Source organism: Bradyrhizobium sp., assembly GCF_016213215.1.
GTDB lineage: Bacteria > Pseudomonadota > Alphaproteobacteria > Rhizobiales > Xanthobacteraceae > Bradyrhizobium.
Map to the genome: position 1 here is coordinate 21125 of NZ_JACRAW010000046.1, position 13481 is coordinate 34605.

14 protein-coding genes are annotated in these 13481 nt (G+C 64.0%); 6 read left to right on the forward strand and 8 right to left on the reverse strand.

The window, feature by feature from the left end; all coding sequences use genetic code 11:
• Positions 1-101: 101 nt before the first annotated feature.
• Both HY852_RS09035 and HY852_RS09040 read right to left on the reverse strand, forming a co-directional pair.
• Positions 102-1241 (reverse strand): thiolase, encoded by a 1140-nt coding sequence (locus tag HY852_RS09035; RefSeq protein WP_291604135.1) that lies wholly within the window; start codon positions 1239-1241, stop codon positions 102-104.
• A gap of 5 nt (positions 1242-1246) precedes the next feature.
• Positions 1247-1660 carry a Zn-ribbon domain-containing OB-fold protein gene (locus HY852_RS09040; protein WP_291604136.1) on the reverse strand — a complete coding sequence of 138 codons (414 nt, stop codon included), beginning with the start codon at positions 1658-1660 and terminating at the stop codon, positions 1247-1249.
• Between the two features lie 199 nt (positions 1661-1859).
• Between HY852_RS09040 and HY852_RS09045 the strand changes: the two genes are divergently transcribed.
• Positions 1860-3209, forward strand: coding sequence for an amidase (locus tag HY852_RS09045; RefSeq protein WP_291604138.1), 1350 nt, complete (start codon positions 1860-1862; stop codon positions 3207-3209).
• Positions 3202-3888 carry a DUF2848 domain-containing protein gene (locus HY852_RS09050; protein WP_291604141.1) on the forward strand — a complete coding sequence of 229 codons (687 nt, stop codon included), beginning with the start codon at positions 3202-3204 and terminating at the stop codon, positions 3886-3888. Before HY852_RS09045 ends, HY852_RS09050 begins: the two co-directional genes overlap by 8 nt.
• Before the next feature lie 13 nt (positions 3889-3901).
• On the opposite strand, the gene HY852_RS09055 is transcribed toward HY852_RS09050, so the two are convergent.
• A complete protein-coding gene (locus tag HY852_RS09055; RefSeq protein ID WP_291604143.1) occupies positions 3902-4651 on the reverse strand; it encodes a transglycosylase domain-containing protein in 750 nt (249 codons plus the stop codon).
• Between the two features lie 140 nt (positions 4652-4791).
• Between HY852_RS09055 and HY852_RS09060 the strand changes: the two genes are divergently transcribed.
• Together HY852_RS09060 and alkB are read left to right on the forward strand one after the other, a co-directional pair.
• A complete protein-coding gene (locus HY852_RS09060) occupies positions 4792-5541 on the forward strand; it encodes a 2OG-Fe(II) oxygenase (protein ID WP_291604145.1) in 750 nt (249 codons plus the stop codon).
• 12 nt (positions 5542-5553) lie between these two features.
• Positions 5554-6207, forward strand: coding sequence for a DNA oxidative demethylase AlkB (alkB, locus tag HY852_RS09065; RefSeq protein ID WP_291604147.1), 654 nt, complete (start codon positions 5554-5556; stop codon positions 6205-6207).
• 17 nt (positions 6208-6224) lie between these two features.
• Here alkB and HY852_RS09070 read toward each other — a convergent pair whose 3' ends face one another.
• The 5 genes from HY852_RS09070 to hpaH all read right to left on the reverse strand — a co-directional run bounded on the left by HY852_RS09070 (position 6225) and on the right by hpaH (position 11580).
• The gene (locus HY852_RS09070) at positions 6225-7850 is read right to left on the reverse strand and encodes a thiamine pyrophosphate-dependent enzyme (RefSeq protein ID WP_291604149.1); all 1626 of its coding nucleotides are present in this window, start codon (positions 7848-7850) and stop codon (positions 6225-6227) included.
• A gap of 28 nt (positions 7851-7878) precedes the next feature.
• Positions 7879-8748: a fumarylacetoacetate hydrolase family protein gene (locus HY852_RS09075; protein WP_291604151.1), complete on the reverse strand. Its 870-nt coding sequence runs from the start codon at positions 8746-8748 to the stop codon at positions 7879-7881.
• Positions 8749-8813: 65 nt separating this feature from the next.
• Entirely contained in the window at positions 8814-10355 is a 1542-nt protein-coding gene (gene hpaE, locus HY852_RS09080; protein ID WP_291604153.1) for a 5-carboxymethyl-2-hydroxymuconate semialdehyde dehydrogenase, read from the reverse strand.
• Entirely contained in the window at positions 10348-10746 is a 399-nt protein-coding gene (locus tag HY852_RS09085) for a 5-carboxymethyl-2-hydroxymuconate Delta-isomerase (protein ID WP_291604155.1), read from the reverse strand. The genes hpaE and HY852_RS09085 overlap by 8 nt, the downstream gene beginning before the upstream one ends.
• A 27-nt stretch (positions 10747-10773) precedes the next feature.
• Positions 10774-11580, reverse strand: a complete 807-nt coding sequence (hpaH, locus tag HY852_RS09090) for a 2-oxo-hept-4-ene-1,7-dioate hydratase (protein WP_291604157.1) — start codon at positions 11578-11580, stop codon at positions 10774-10776.
• A 114-nt stretch (positions 11581-11694) separates the two neighbouring features.
• Here hpaH and hpaR point away from each other — a divergent pair, with 114 nt between their 5' ends.
• Both hpaR and HY852_RS09100 read left to right on the forward strand, forming a co-directional pair.
• Entirely contained in the window at positions 11695-12222 is a 528-nt protein-coding gene (hpaR, locus tag HY852_RS09095; protein ID WP_291604159.1) for a homoprotocatechuate degradation operon regulator HpaR, read from the forward strand.
• Between the two features lie 161 nt (positions 12223-12383).
• Positions 12384-13469, forward strand: a complete 1086-nt coding sequence (locus HY852_RS09100) for a malate/lactate/ureidoglycolate dehydrogenase (RefSeq protein ID WP_291604161.1) — start codon at positions 12384-12386, stop codon at positions 13467-13469.
• The last annotated feature ends 12 nt before the right edge of the window (positions 13470-13481 follow it).

Below are 13481 nucleotides of genomic sequence, written 5' to 3' on the forward strand. Positions count from 1 at the left end.
CGCAGGCTATGATGTGCAATTGCACATCAGAGAATCCATAACCACGATCGGGAGTATGGATTCCGGGCTCATCGCTCCGCTCCGCCCCGGAATGACGGCTGCTATCTCTCGTTCGTGAAGATGATCGTGCCGCTGGCGGCGAACATGCCGCCGACGCCGTGGCACACCGAGATCTTCGCGTTGGGCACCTGCGCCGGCGCGATGCCCCGCATCTGCCGCACGCTCTCCTGCAAGGCATACATGCCGTACATGCCCGAATGCATGTAGGAGAGTCCGCCGCCATTGGTGTTGAGCGGCAGCTTGCCGCCGGGCCGGGTGTTGCCGTCGGCGATGAACTTGCCGGTCTCCTCATAGGGCATGAAGCCGAGGTCGCCGAGGCCGAACAGCGGCAGATGGGCAAAGGCGTCGTAGATCATCAGATGGTCGACGTCCTTGTGCGTAATGCCGGCCTCCTTGAAGGCGAGGGGACCCGCCACCTTGAAGGCGCGCGAGGAGTTGAAGGTCTCCATCTGGCTGACCATCGGCGTCTCGACGCTTTCGCCGGTGCCCAGAATGTAGACCGGCTTGCGCGGAAAATCCCTGGCGCGGTCGGCCGAGGTCAGGATCAGGGCGCCGCCGCCGTCGGTGACGAGGCAGCATTGCAGGAGGCGGAACGGATAGGCGATCATCCGCGAGTTGAGCACGTCGGAAACGGTGATCGGGTCCTTCATCGAGGCGCGCGGGTTCTTCGCCGCCCATTCGCGCTGCACCACGGCGACCATGGCAAGCTGCTCGTGGGTGATGCCGTAGGTCTTCATGAAGCGCAGCACGGGGATCGGGAACATGCTGGGCGGCCCGAACACGCCGAACGGCGACTCGAACTGGCCGTTCAGGCTGTCCGGCGGCGTATAGCGCGGCTGCTTGCCGATCATCGACTTGCCGCTTTCGGCATGGGTGATCAGCACGGTCTTGCACAGGCCGGCCTCGATTGCCGCCGCGGCGTGGCGGACGTGCAGCATGAACGAGCAGCCGCCGACCGAGGTGCCGTCGACCCAGGTCGGCTTGATGCCGAGATAGTGGCAGACCTGCTGCGGCGTCTCGACCGCGGTGGCGAAGCCGTCGATGTCGGAGAGTTTCAGCCCGGCATCGGCGATGGCATTGAGCGCCGCGTCCGCATGCAGCTGGATCTGCGACATGTTGGGGATGACGCCGAGCTCGGTGGTTTCGGCCGCGCCGACGACGGCAACCTGGTTCCTGCGCATCTCGCTTATCCCTTCGCCGGACGGAACACGGGAAGGGTGATCTTGTCGTCGAGATTTTCGAACGCGACCTCCAGCTTCATGTCGAGCTCGAGCGCCTCCGGCGTCTGCGGGCAATCGATGATGTTGCTCATCATGCGCGGCCCCTCGTCCAGCTCGACCACCGCGATGGCGTAGGGCGGCGTGAAACCGGGGGCTGGAGGCCGGTGGTTGATCACGTAGCTGTAGAGCATGCCCTTGCCGCTCGCCTTGAAGATGCTGACCTTGCGCGAGGCGCACGAGGGACAGAACGGGCGGGGCGGGAAATAGACGTGGGCGCAGGCGTCGCAGCGCTGCAGGCGGAGTTCGCCCGCCTTGGTGCCGTCCCAGAAATGCTGGGTTTCGGGTGTCGGTTTAGGTCGCGCACGCTGCGGTTCGGCCATCTTGCCATTTCCTCCGGGAGTTCGGGCCGCCAAGCCCGATCGTTGCGGTCTTGATGCGACAATTGACTATCGCCCGTCAACGGTCCAGCAAGGCGCGCGCATGGTAAGTATTCCATGACGCGCACAATTGAGCCTGCAGCGCTTGTATCCCGTTCAGCCTTGCGCGATAGATTGCCTGCCCCAAACCGGACGAACGAAGATGCCCAATACGCCGAGCCTTGCCACGCTGGCCGATGATCTCGACAGCGGCCGTACCACGGCCCGCAAACTGGTCGAGAAGTGCCTTGAGAAGATCGCCGATCCGGCCGGCGAGGGCGCCCGCGCCTTTGTTCATGTCGACAAGGATGCAGCGCTCACGGCAGCAGACGCGATGGACCGCTTGCGCAAGGTCGATGCCGCGCCGTCGCGCTACGCCGGTATTCCGATCTCGATCAAGGACCTCTTCGACATCAAGGGGCAGGTGACGCGCGCAGGCTCCCGCGCGCTCGACGATTCGCCCCCGGCAGAGAGCGATGCCGCGGCAGTATCGCGGCTGCGCGGGGCAGGCTTTGTCCTGATCGGCCGCACCAACATGACCGAGTTCGCCTATTCCGGGATCGGCATCAACCCGCACTACGGCACGCCGAAGGGCGTTTGGAATCGCAGCCAAGGGCACGTGCCCGGCGGGTCCTCTTCAGGCGCGGCGGTCTCGGTGCTGGACGGCATGGCGCACGGCGCGATCGGCACCGACACGGGCGGATCGTGCCGGATCCCGGCGGCGTACAACGGCATCGTCGGCTTCAAGCCGACGCAGCGCCGCGTGCCGCTCGATGGGTCCATACCGCTGTCCTTTACTCTCGACAGCATCGGCCCGCTGGCGCGCAGCGTTGCCTGCTGCGCGCTGCTGGATTCCGTGCTCGCACGCGAGCCTATCCAGCCGCTGCACCCCCGCCCGATTCCGGGCATGCGCCTCGCCGTTCCGACGACCATCGCGCTCGACGATCTCGATCCCGCCGTTGCCGAGACTTTCGAGCGCGCGCTCAAGAACCTTTCCAGCCACGGCGCCGTCATCGAGCGCATCGAGGTGCCGGAGTTCCTCGACATCGGGCCGATGAATGCCAAGGGCGGTTTTGCCGCCGCCGAGAGCTATGCCTGGCACCGCTACCTCATCGTCAGCAAGGGCGATGTCTATGATCCCCGCGTCGCGGTGCGCATCATGCGCGGCGAGGCGCAAAGCGCGGCCGACTATGTCGATCTCATAAACACCCGACGCTCGCTGATCGCGCGGACCTATGCGCGGCTCGCGCCCTATGACGCGCTGGTTCTTCCCACCACGGCGAACACGCCGCCGCGTATTGCCGATCTTGCCGACGACAAGGCCTTCACCACCGCGAACCTGCGCTCGCTGCGCAACTGCACGTTGATCAACATGATTGACGGCTGCGCGATCTCGCTGCCGGCGCATCGCGAGGGCGAGGTGCCGGTCGGCCTCATGCTGGCGGGAGTGGGCGGATCGGATCGTCGCATTTTCGAGCTTGCCGCCGGCTTGGAGGCCGTGATCCGTGTTTGATCTGGCCTTCACCGTCGATGTCCGAGGCACGACAACGCCGCTGACGCTTCCGATCGACCAGGCCGTCATCGCCGGCTGGACCGGCCGCGATCCGATTGCGCGCGACAAGCATATTGCGGAACTTGAGGCCGTCGGCATTGCTCGGCCGGCCTCGACGCCGATCTATTATCGCGTCGCGGCAAGGCGCCTGACCACGGCCGACAGCATCGAGGTCAGCGGCGGGGATTCCAGCGGTGAGGTCGAGTTCGTCCTGATTGGCTGGCAGGGCCGGATCTTCGTCGGCGTGGGTTCCGATCACACCGATCGCAAGGTCGAGGCCTACAATGTCACGGTTTCCAAGCAGATGTGCGACAAGGTGGTCGCGCCGACCTTGTGGGAATTCGACGAGGTCGCCGGTCACTGGGACCAGCTGATCCTGCGCTCCCATGCGGTGATCGGCGGCGCGCGCGTGCTCTACCAGGAAGGCACCCTCGATGCCATGCTGCCGGTTCCAGAACTGATAGAGCGCGGCTTTGCGAGCAAGCGCCTGCCGGACGGCTGCGCCATGTTCGGCGGCACCTTCGCGGCCAAGGGCGGCATCCGCCCCGCCGAACGCTTCGAGTTCGAGCTGGAGGATCCCGTGCTGAGGCGCAGCATTCGCCACGCCTACGACGTAATCACGCTGCCGGTGCTGGGCTGAAGGCTCGCGCGGTTCACAAGCTATCGGAATTGCCCGGCCTGCTCAGCGGCTTGATGTACAGAGGCTGACTCTTTGCCGATAGCGCCTGGGCCTCGTTGATGAGACCCGCCTTCAGCATGCGGTCAAGAACGACGTCTCGTGGGCCTGCATCATGATGTCGATAGGGGTGTCTGGGAAGCGAGACGATGAACGCCGTCTCCTCGATCCCAAGCTCGCCAAGCGGCCTGCCGAAATAAGCCTCGGCCGCGGCACTGACGCCATATGCGTCACGACCGAAATACCTCTCGTTAAGGTAGATCTCGAGAATACGGTCTCGGGATAAGACTCTCTCGATGCGGCCCATAAGGATCAGATTGCCGAGGTGCCGGTCGAGCCCTCTGCAGCATTCGGAACTCAGCCGCATCAAGCAGTACGTAACCGACACTGAAATGTAAGACCATGGCCTGCGATTGGCATGTGCGGCAAGCACGACGGCTGCCAGCGGGTTCACGTGAGGTCGTTCGTAGAAATCGGGGTCCTCGTAAGCGAGGACTGCTTTGCGGACCAGCGGCGGGATTTCGGCGAGTGGAGTGTACAAGCGCTGACCACCTGCCGAGCATACGCGCTCCGTGGAAGAAAGTGCCGCTAATTTGCTCTCATCGGGAAGTCCAAGATCATATTCAGAATGCCAGACGAACCAGCCGGTGAACACGAGCAGTGCAGTGCCGGCGACAGAGAGCAGGGCCAGCACGGATTTGCCGATTACGACGAAAACATTCTGCATGCCCGTTGGAGCCTGAATCGATCTTGGTGAATCATCCTAGTTGATGCGATCGGAAATCGAGACTGGAATACTCAATGACCACCGAGATCCGGTCGGAAATCGGGTGGCCGAATGCGCTTCGTTTGCATTATCTCTGAGTCATGAGAGCAACTGTCAGAAAACCAACCCAACCGGTTCCGTCCTCAAACGTTGGCGCGCGGGTGGACGCGCTGAAATGGCCGCAAATCACCGAAGAACTCGACGCCCACGGCTGTGCCCTTCTGAAAAGGCTGCTGACGCCCGACGAATGTCGCGCGATCGCCTCCCTCTATCCGGACGATGCACACTTCCGCAGCCGCATCGTCATGAGCCGCCACGGCTTTGGCCGCGGCGAATACAAGTACTTTTCCTATCCGCTTCCCGAACTGATCGCAGGGCTGCGGCCTTTGATCTACGCGCGACTGAAGGACGTGGCCGATCGCTGGAACGAAGCGATGGGGATCAACATCCGCTATCCCGATCGCCATGAGGCTTTCCTCAAGCGCTGCCACGACGCGGGGCAGACCCGGCCGACGCCGCTGCTGCTGCAATACGAAGCCGGCGACTACAATTGCCTGCACCAGGACCTCTATGGCGAGCACGTTTTTCCTTTACAGGTCGCGATCCTGCTGTCTGAACCCGGGCGCGATTTCACCGGCGGCGAATTCGTGCTGACCGAGCAGCGCCCGCGCATGCAGTCGCGCGCCGAGGTCATGCCGCTCGCGCAAGGAGACGGCGTTGTCTTTGCGGTGCACTACCGGCCGGTGCAGGGGACGCGGGGGACGTACCGCGTTAACATGCGCCACGGCGTCAGCCGGATTCGATCGGGCCGTCGCCACACGCTGGGTGTCATCTTTCATGATTCGAAGTGAGTGCGAGTTTTCTTGACGGCGGATCTGTTTGAAGGAATCGCGGATGAAGGCCCCTCGCGCGAGGTGATCGCGGAGGGCGCCGTGCTGCTGCGTGGCTTCGCCCGGCCGTTCGAGCAGCAGCTCGTGACTGTATTGCGCGACATCACGGCGCAAGCGCCTTTCCGCCGGATGATCACGCCGGGCGGCCACCAGATGTCGGTCGCGATGACCAGTTGCGGGAATTGTGGCTGGGTCACGGACCGCGCCGGCTATCGTTATGACGCAACCGATCCGCAATCGGGCAAGCCGTGGCCGGCGATGCCGCAATGGCTGCGGCAATTCGCGACCGAGGCTGCGGAGGAGGTGGGCTTTCCCGGCTTCTTGCCCGATGCCTGCCTGATCAATCGCTACGAGGTGGGCTCGCGCATGTCCCTGCATCAGGACAAGGACGAGAGGGATCTTGGTGCGCCGATCGTATCCGTATCGCTGGGGCTGACGGCGATTTTCCTGTTCGGCGGCATGAAGCGTAGCGACACGCCCCGCCGTTTCCGGCTGCTGCACGGCGATGTGGTGGTGTGGGGCGGTCCGGTGCGGCTTGCCTATCATGGCATCGCCCCTTTGGCCGACGGTGAACATCCGCTGCTCGGCCGCCAGCGCATCAACCTGACTTTCCGCAAGGCGCGGTGACGGGGCGCCTCTCAGGTTTACGGTTTAGCCGGGTGTATGAACGCCCACGGGCTGACTTCCGAATCCCGCGGCACCTCGATATCGATCAGATAAGGCCCGCCATGGGCCAGCGCCTTCTCCAGTGCGGGACGGAAATGATCGGGCGAGGTGACGCGCGACGCCGCGACGCCGAACGACTCCGCGAGCTTGACGAAATCCGGATTGACGAGATCGGCCGCCACCACGCGGCCATCGAAGAGCTGGAGCTGGTCGCGCCGCACGTTGCCGTAGGCGTTGTTGTTGAACACCAAAGTCACGACTCCGATGTCGTACTGCACGGCGGTGGCAAGCTCTTGCACTCCGAACATGAAGCCGCCGTCGCCGGTGATCGCCACCACCGGCTTGTCCGGATGGGCAACCTTGGCGCCGAGAGCGGTCGGAAAGCCAGACCCAAGCGTGCCCTGGTAGCCTGACGTGATGAAGGTGCGCGGCTCGTACACCTGAAAGCCGTACCAGGAGGCAAAACCGACCTGCGACAATTCATCGGTGACGATCGCGTTGTGCGGCAGCACCTCGCGCAGGACGTTGAGATAGGCCATCTGCGGCTGGACCTTCTGGATCTCCTCAAGGGCCGCGGCCGAAGCCTCGCGGATCGCCGCACGGCGGCCGTTCGTCTTGCGATTGCCGGCCTTGCGCAAGGCGGCCAGCAATGCGCCGGTGCCGCTCCTTGCGTCGGACACGACCGCGACATCGCTGCTCAAGCGCCGCATTTCGGCGGGATCGATATCGATGCGGATCGACCTGATGCCTTGCGGCTGGAACGGCCAGCGGAACGTGGTCGGCAATTCCATGCGCGTGCCGATCCCGATCATCAGGTCGGTGGTGGGCCACATCCGGTAGGCGGCAGCGATGGTGAGCCCGAGCTCATGGGCGTTGGAAACGATGCCGCGGCCGCTGCGAAAGGCGACCACCGGCGCATCGATCAGTTCGGCGAGTTCGAGCACTTCCTCGCGCGCGTCGATCGCGCCTGAGCCGACGAAGATCATCGGCGTCTTGCTGGCGGCGATCAGCGCCGCCGCAGCTTTTACGCGGTCGGGATCCGGTTCCGGCGCGGGGAAGGGGTCGAGCAGCTCTGAGGAGCGGGTTTCGGCGCGCTGCGTGAACACGTCCCACGGCATTTCCAGCGCAACCGGGCCGCGCCGGCCCGACAGCATTTCCTGGAACGCGCGCGAGACCGCCGTGGGCGCCGAGGCCGGATACTCGATCCGTTCGGCCCATTTGACGAAGGTGCGCAGGGTTGCGAGCTGGTCCGGCATCTCGTGCAGATGACCGCGGCCCTTGCCGAGATAGTCCGTCGGCACCTGACCCGTGAGGCAAAGGACCGGCTCGTTGCATCCGAAGGCGGTAAGCAGCGCCGCACCCGCATTGAGTACGCCGGGTCCCGGCACCACGCTGAACACGCCGGGCCTGCCGCTCGAGCGCGCATAGCCGAAAGCCATGTAACCGCAGGCCTGCTCGTGGCGCGCGCCGATCACGTTGAGCTGGGCCTGCTGAAATGCGTCGAACAGGCCGTAGACCTGCGCGCCGGGCAGGCCGAACACCGTGTCGACGCCGTGTGCGACAAGGCCGCTTACGATCGCTTCGCCGCCAGTCTGGGAGGTCATTGCAGTTTCCAATCGGTGAGTGTGTGGTTCAGGCTTCGTCTACCACGCCGTTGCGCAAGGTGCCGATGCCTTCGGCTTCCACCTCGACGAGATCGCCAGGCTTCAAATAGCGCGGCGGGTCGAAGCGCGCACCGGCGCCGGTTGGGGTACCCGTGACGATGATGTCGCCCGCGACCAGGGTCGTGAAGGTTGAGATATAGTTGATGAGATAACGGAAGCCGAAGATCAGCCGCGAGGTGCGGTCATCCTGCCGCAATTCGCCGTTGACGCGCGTCATCAGGCGGATGTCGGCGATTTGCGATTCACTGCTATAGGGCACGAGCCAGGGCCCGAGGCTGCCGCTCGCGTCGAAATTCTTGCCCTGGGTGACGTTGAACTTGGCATGCCGCAGCCAGTCGCGAACGCTGCCCTCGTTGCACAGCGTGATTGCGGCGATGTGGTCGAGCGCCGTGGCTTGCGGAATGTGCCGGCCCGGTTTGCCGATGACGAGAACGACCTCGCCTTCGTAGTCGAGCTGCGGTGAAGCGCGCGGACGCACCAGCGGCGTCTCGTGGCCGACGAAGGAGCGCGGCGTGCGCATGAACATGCTCGGATATCTCGGCGCGTCCTGGCCATCCTTGTACTCGGCGTTGCGATCGGGATAGTTCACGCCGATACAGATGATCTTTTCCGGCGCGGGGATCGGCGGCAACCAGGTGATCTCGGAAAGCGCATGGTCGGGCGAATGCCGGGCGGCCTCTTCGGCGAGCTTCATCAGTGCGCCGGCACTGATCACTTCGCGCAAGCTCGGATAGTCCTTGCCCTGGCGCGCCGACAGATCGACGATGCCGCTGTCGGTCACAGCGCCGTACCCGGTGATGCCGTTGATGGAGTAAGCGGCGAGGCGAGGGTGTGTCATGTACTTCCTCTCAGCTCGTCATTCTGGGCTCGCGACTTCGTCGCGCCCCCCGGAACGACGTTCCATCAAACGCCAAGCCTCTGAATCTTGTGCGTGCCCCGCGCCAGCGAGACGTGCTTGGTCTCCATGTAGAAATCGAACGAATAGTCGCCGCCGTCGCGGCCGATGCCGGAAGCTTTCATGCCGCCGAACGGCGTCGGCAGGTGGCGGACGTTCTCGGAATTGAGCCAGATCATGCCGGCCTCCAGCGCGTCGGCGACCCGCAGCGCCCGGCCCATGTCGTTGGTCCAGACATAGCCAGTCAGGCCGTAACGCACGTCGTTGGCGATCTCGACGGCGTCCCTCTCGTCGCGGAAGGGAATGACGGTCAGGAACGGCCCGAACACTTCCTCCTGCGCAACGCGCATCTTGGCGTTGGCGCCGGTGACCAGGGTCGGCTCTACATAATGCCCACCGCCGGGTCCCTCATGCGCCTTGCCGCCGACTGCGATCACGGCGCCTTCCTGCCGGGCGACGTCGAAATAGGAGCACACCTTGGCAAGGTGCCGCTCGTGGATCAATGGTCCGATCTCTGTTGCGGGATCGAGGGGATGGCCGACCTTCAGCGCCTTTACCCGCGCGGTCAGCTTTTCGATGAACCGCTCGGCGATGCTCTGCTGGATCAACAGGCGGCTGGAGGAGGTGCAGCGCTCGCCGTTGAGCGAGTAGATCATGAAGACCACCGCATCGAGCGCACGGTCGAGATCGGCGTCGTCGAAGACGATGACCGGGTTCTTGCCGCCGAGCTCGAAATGCACGCGCTTCAAGGTCGGCGCGCCCTGCGCCATGATCGCCGCGCCGGTCGCGCTTTCGCCGACAAAGCCGATCGCCTTGATGGCGGGATGCTCGGTCAGCGCCTTGCCGGCTTCCTCGCCGAACCCCTGCACCGTGTTCAGGACGCCATCCGGAACGCCGGCCTCCTTGACCAGCTTCGCGAGGAAAGCGGCGGTGACCGGCGACCATTCCGCGGGCTTGTGCACGACCGTGCAGCCGGCGGCGAGCGCCGGGGCGATCTTCCATGTCGAGAGCATGAACGGCGTATTCCAGGGCGTGATCACGCCGACGGGGCCGATCGGCACGCGCGTCGAAACGTTCCAATGCTCTTCGCTCGGCATGTTGAGGCCGTCTCTAGCCTCGGCGCATCTGTCGGCAAAGAAGCGGAAGTTCTCGGCTGCTCGGATCGCGGCTTTGGCCATGAAGCGATAAACCTGTCCGGTGTCGATGCATTCGAGCACCGCGATATCGTCGGCATTGTCCTCGATCGCGTCGGCGACGCGATGCAGCAGCTTCCGCCGCATCGCGGCCGACATGTCGCGCCAGGCCTTGAAGGCAAGCGCCGCTGCGGTCGCGGCCCGGTCGATGTCTTCGGCGTTGCCGCGTGCCACCGTCGCCAGCACCGAGCCGTCGATCGGTGACCTGGTTTCGAACGTGGCGCCGGAAATCGCCGGCACGATCTTGCCGTCGATCATGTGACCGATGCCGTCGGCTTTCAGCTTCTTCAGCAGCGGTTCGGCGCGCTCGCAGTTGGCCTTGAAGACATCGGCTGATTTGGGCGTGACCTTATCCATGGGTGGCCTCCGCTTTCATGGCGTCGTGGATGTTGTTGCGCTTCCAGCTCGTTTCCTTGTCGTTGATCTGTATATCGAACGACAAGGCGAACTTGCTGGAGGCGAAAACCGGATCGAGATGGCTGGAAAGCGCGCGAAAAACGTGCTCGCCGGCTTTCTTCCTGGTGGCGAGATCGCGGCCTTCGCCGAGGCGGAGCAGCATGGCCAGGAAGCCGTAATGAGTGCCGCCGTCGGCGATCGCATAATGCTCGCATTTGATGGCCCGGACGCGGATGCCGCCGACCGGAAAGACGCCGGTCTCGGTCGCCGCCTTGCGCACCACCTCGCACACCGCGCCCATATCCACGCGGTCCTCGAGATTGGCGGAATATTCGATCGTGAAATGCGGCATGACGGTTGACTCCCGCTCTTCGCGCGGTCAGGCGAAGTAACAGCTCACCGAGCCATAGGCTCCATAGTCGGCTTGAATTGTGTCGCCCTTGCGCGTCTCGATCGGGCGGATGAAGGACCCGGCCAGAACCACCTGGCCGGGCTCGAGCGCTAAGCCGAGCGGGGCGATCTTGTTGGCGAGCCAGGCGACCGCCGTCGCCGGATGATTCAGCACGCCGGCGGCAAGCCCGGTTTCTTCGAGTTGGCCGTTGCGGAAGCACAGCGCGCCGATCCAGCGCAAATCTGCCTCCAGCGGGCGGATCGGCCGGCCGCCGAGCACGATCCCGGCGTTCGCCGCATTGTCGGCGATGGTGTCGAAGATCCTTCGGGTCGCCTTGTTCTCACGGTCAACCCGTTCGATGCGCGTGTCGAGGATTTCCAGCGCGGGCACCACGAAATCGGTAGCGTTGAGCACGTCGAACATCGTGCAATCGGGTCCGACCAGACGCTTGCTCATGATGAAGGCGAGTTCGGCTTCCACGCGCGTGGCGATGAAGCGGTCCGAGGGAACGAGACCGCCGTCGGCAAAGAACATGTCGTCGAGGAGCACGCCGGAATCCGGTTCGTCAATGTTCAGCGCGCTTTGCATCGCCTTCGAGGTCAGTCCGATCTTGTGGCCTTTGACGATGCGGCCCTCGGCGAGCTTGAGGTCAATCCACGCCTTCTGGATCGCATAGGAATCCTCAATGGTGATCGAAGGATAGTCCTGCGACAGTTGCCGGATCTGCGTGCGTGTCTTTTCCGCCTGGTGCAGGCGGTTTGCACAACTCTGGATGTCGTCGTTGGAAAGGGTCATGGAGATCAACTAAACAGGTGGCAAACGATACTTAACATGTTAAATGTATCCGTCAAATCGAAATCGCGCTTGTTGCAGTGCAAACTCTTGCGGGTGCCGCAACGGATAGCTGAAATGGCAAAGAAGAAGTCGCATGACAGCTCCGACGACGGCGCGCCGGCCGGCCGCAGCGTGCCGATGCGGGAGTTTTCCCGTTCGCTGCCAATGTCGCTGCTGCGGGCCCGCGAAGCCGTGATGCGCCAGTTCCGGCCCTCGCTTCGCCAGCACGGCCTGACCGAGCAGCAATGGCGCATCCTGCGGGCGCTCGCGGCGATCGAGGTCATTGAGGTCACGGAACTCGCGCGCACCGCCTTTCTGCTCGGCCCCAGCCTGTCCCGGATCCTGCGCGATCTGGAAGCGCGTCATCTTATCGAGCGGAGGACCGTCAAGACGGATCAGCGCCGCAGCACGGTATCGATCTCGGAGAAGGGCCTGAAACTGATGGCTGCCGTCGCGCCGAGCTCGGAAGCCATCTATGCCGACATCACCAGGCGCTACGGCGCCCGGAAGTTGGCTGAGCTGCAGCAGATGCTGGGCGAACTGGAGAATAGCCTCGCCGGACTGAGGCCTCAGGAGGAGACGGACGCAACAGCGGACGAGTGAAGGCAGATATGCGCGACCATGCGCGGAGGACCATGGACATGGCAGCCGTTTTTCGCTCAAAGTGTTTGCCAAGCCGATCCAATGAAATCGGCGCCGGGACGGACAACGTCGGTTAGGCCCGCTCCGCGACAAGGGAACAAGGCAGAGGCAGAAACCCCCAGATGGTTACGATTCAAGTTCAGAAACTGATCGACTTTGTCGCCGAGGTGTTTGCGCATGCGGAATCTTCACCCGAGGAGGCGCGACGTATCGCCACCTATCTGACCACGGCCAATCTCACCGGGCACGACAGTCACGGCGTGATCCGCGTGCCGGTCTACATCCGCTGGAAGAAGATGGGCTCGGTCGTGCCCAATCAGAATGCCGAAGTGGTCGTCGACACGCCCTCGCTCGCGGTCGTCGATGGCAAGTTCGGTTACGGCCAGACGGTCGCGCCGCAAGCGGTCAGAATAGGCATTGAGAAATGCAGGAAGGCGGGGCTCGCCGCGGTCGCGCTCCGCAACGCCGGCCATATCGGGCGCGTCGGCGACTGGGCGGAGATGGCCGCGGCCGAGGGATTGGTATCCGTGCATTTCGTCAACGCCGCGGGCTCGCTGCTGGTCGCGCCTTTCGGCGGCGTCGAGAAGCGGCTGTCGACCGCGCCCTATTGTGTCGGCATTCCGCGACAGGGCCACGATCCGATCGTGCTCGACTTTGCCACTTCCATCGTGGCCGAGGGCAAGGTGCTGGTCGCAAGCCGCGGCGGAAAGAAGTTGCCGGTAGGCGCACTGATCGATTCCGACGGGACCCTGAGCGAGGATCCGACTGTGCTTTACGGGCCCCACACGCCGGACGGCCCTCGCGACCACACCAAAGGGACGGGCGCCATCCGCGCCTTCGGCGAGCACAAGGGCTCGGGCCTCGCGTTCATTTGCGAACTGCTCGGCGGCGCGCTCACCGGAACGGGAGCGACCGCGCCGAACCGGCGCTTTGCCAACGGCATGCTTGCCTTCTACGTCGATCCCAAGGTGGTCGACACCAGCAGTGTTTTCGACTGCGAGGTTTCGCGCTACGTCGACTTCATCAGGGCGACCAAGCCGGTTGCCGGCGTTGAACAGGTCCTGATCCCCGGCGATCCCGAGCGGAAGACGCGGGCCGAGCGCACCAGAAACGGCATACCCTTGCCCGATGATACCTGGGCGGCGATAGTGAACACCGCTCGCGAAGTCGGCGTGAGCGAGGTCAGCATCCAAAGCGCAACTGCTTAACATTTTTGGCCG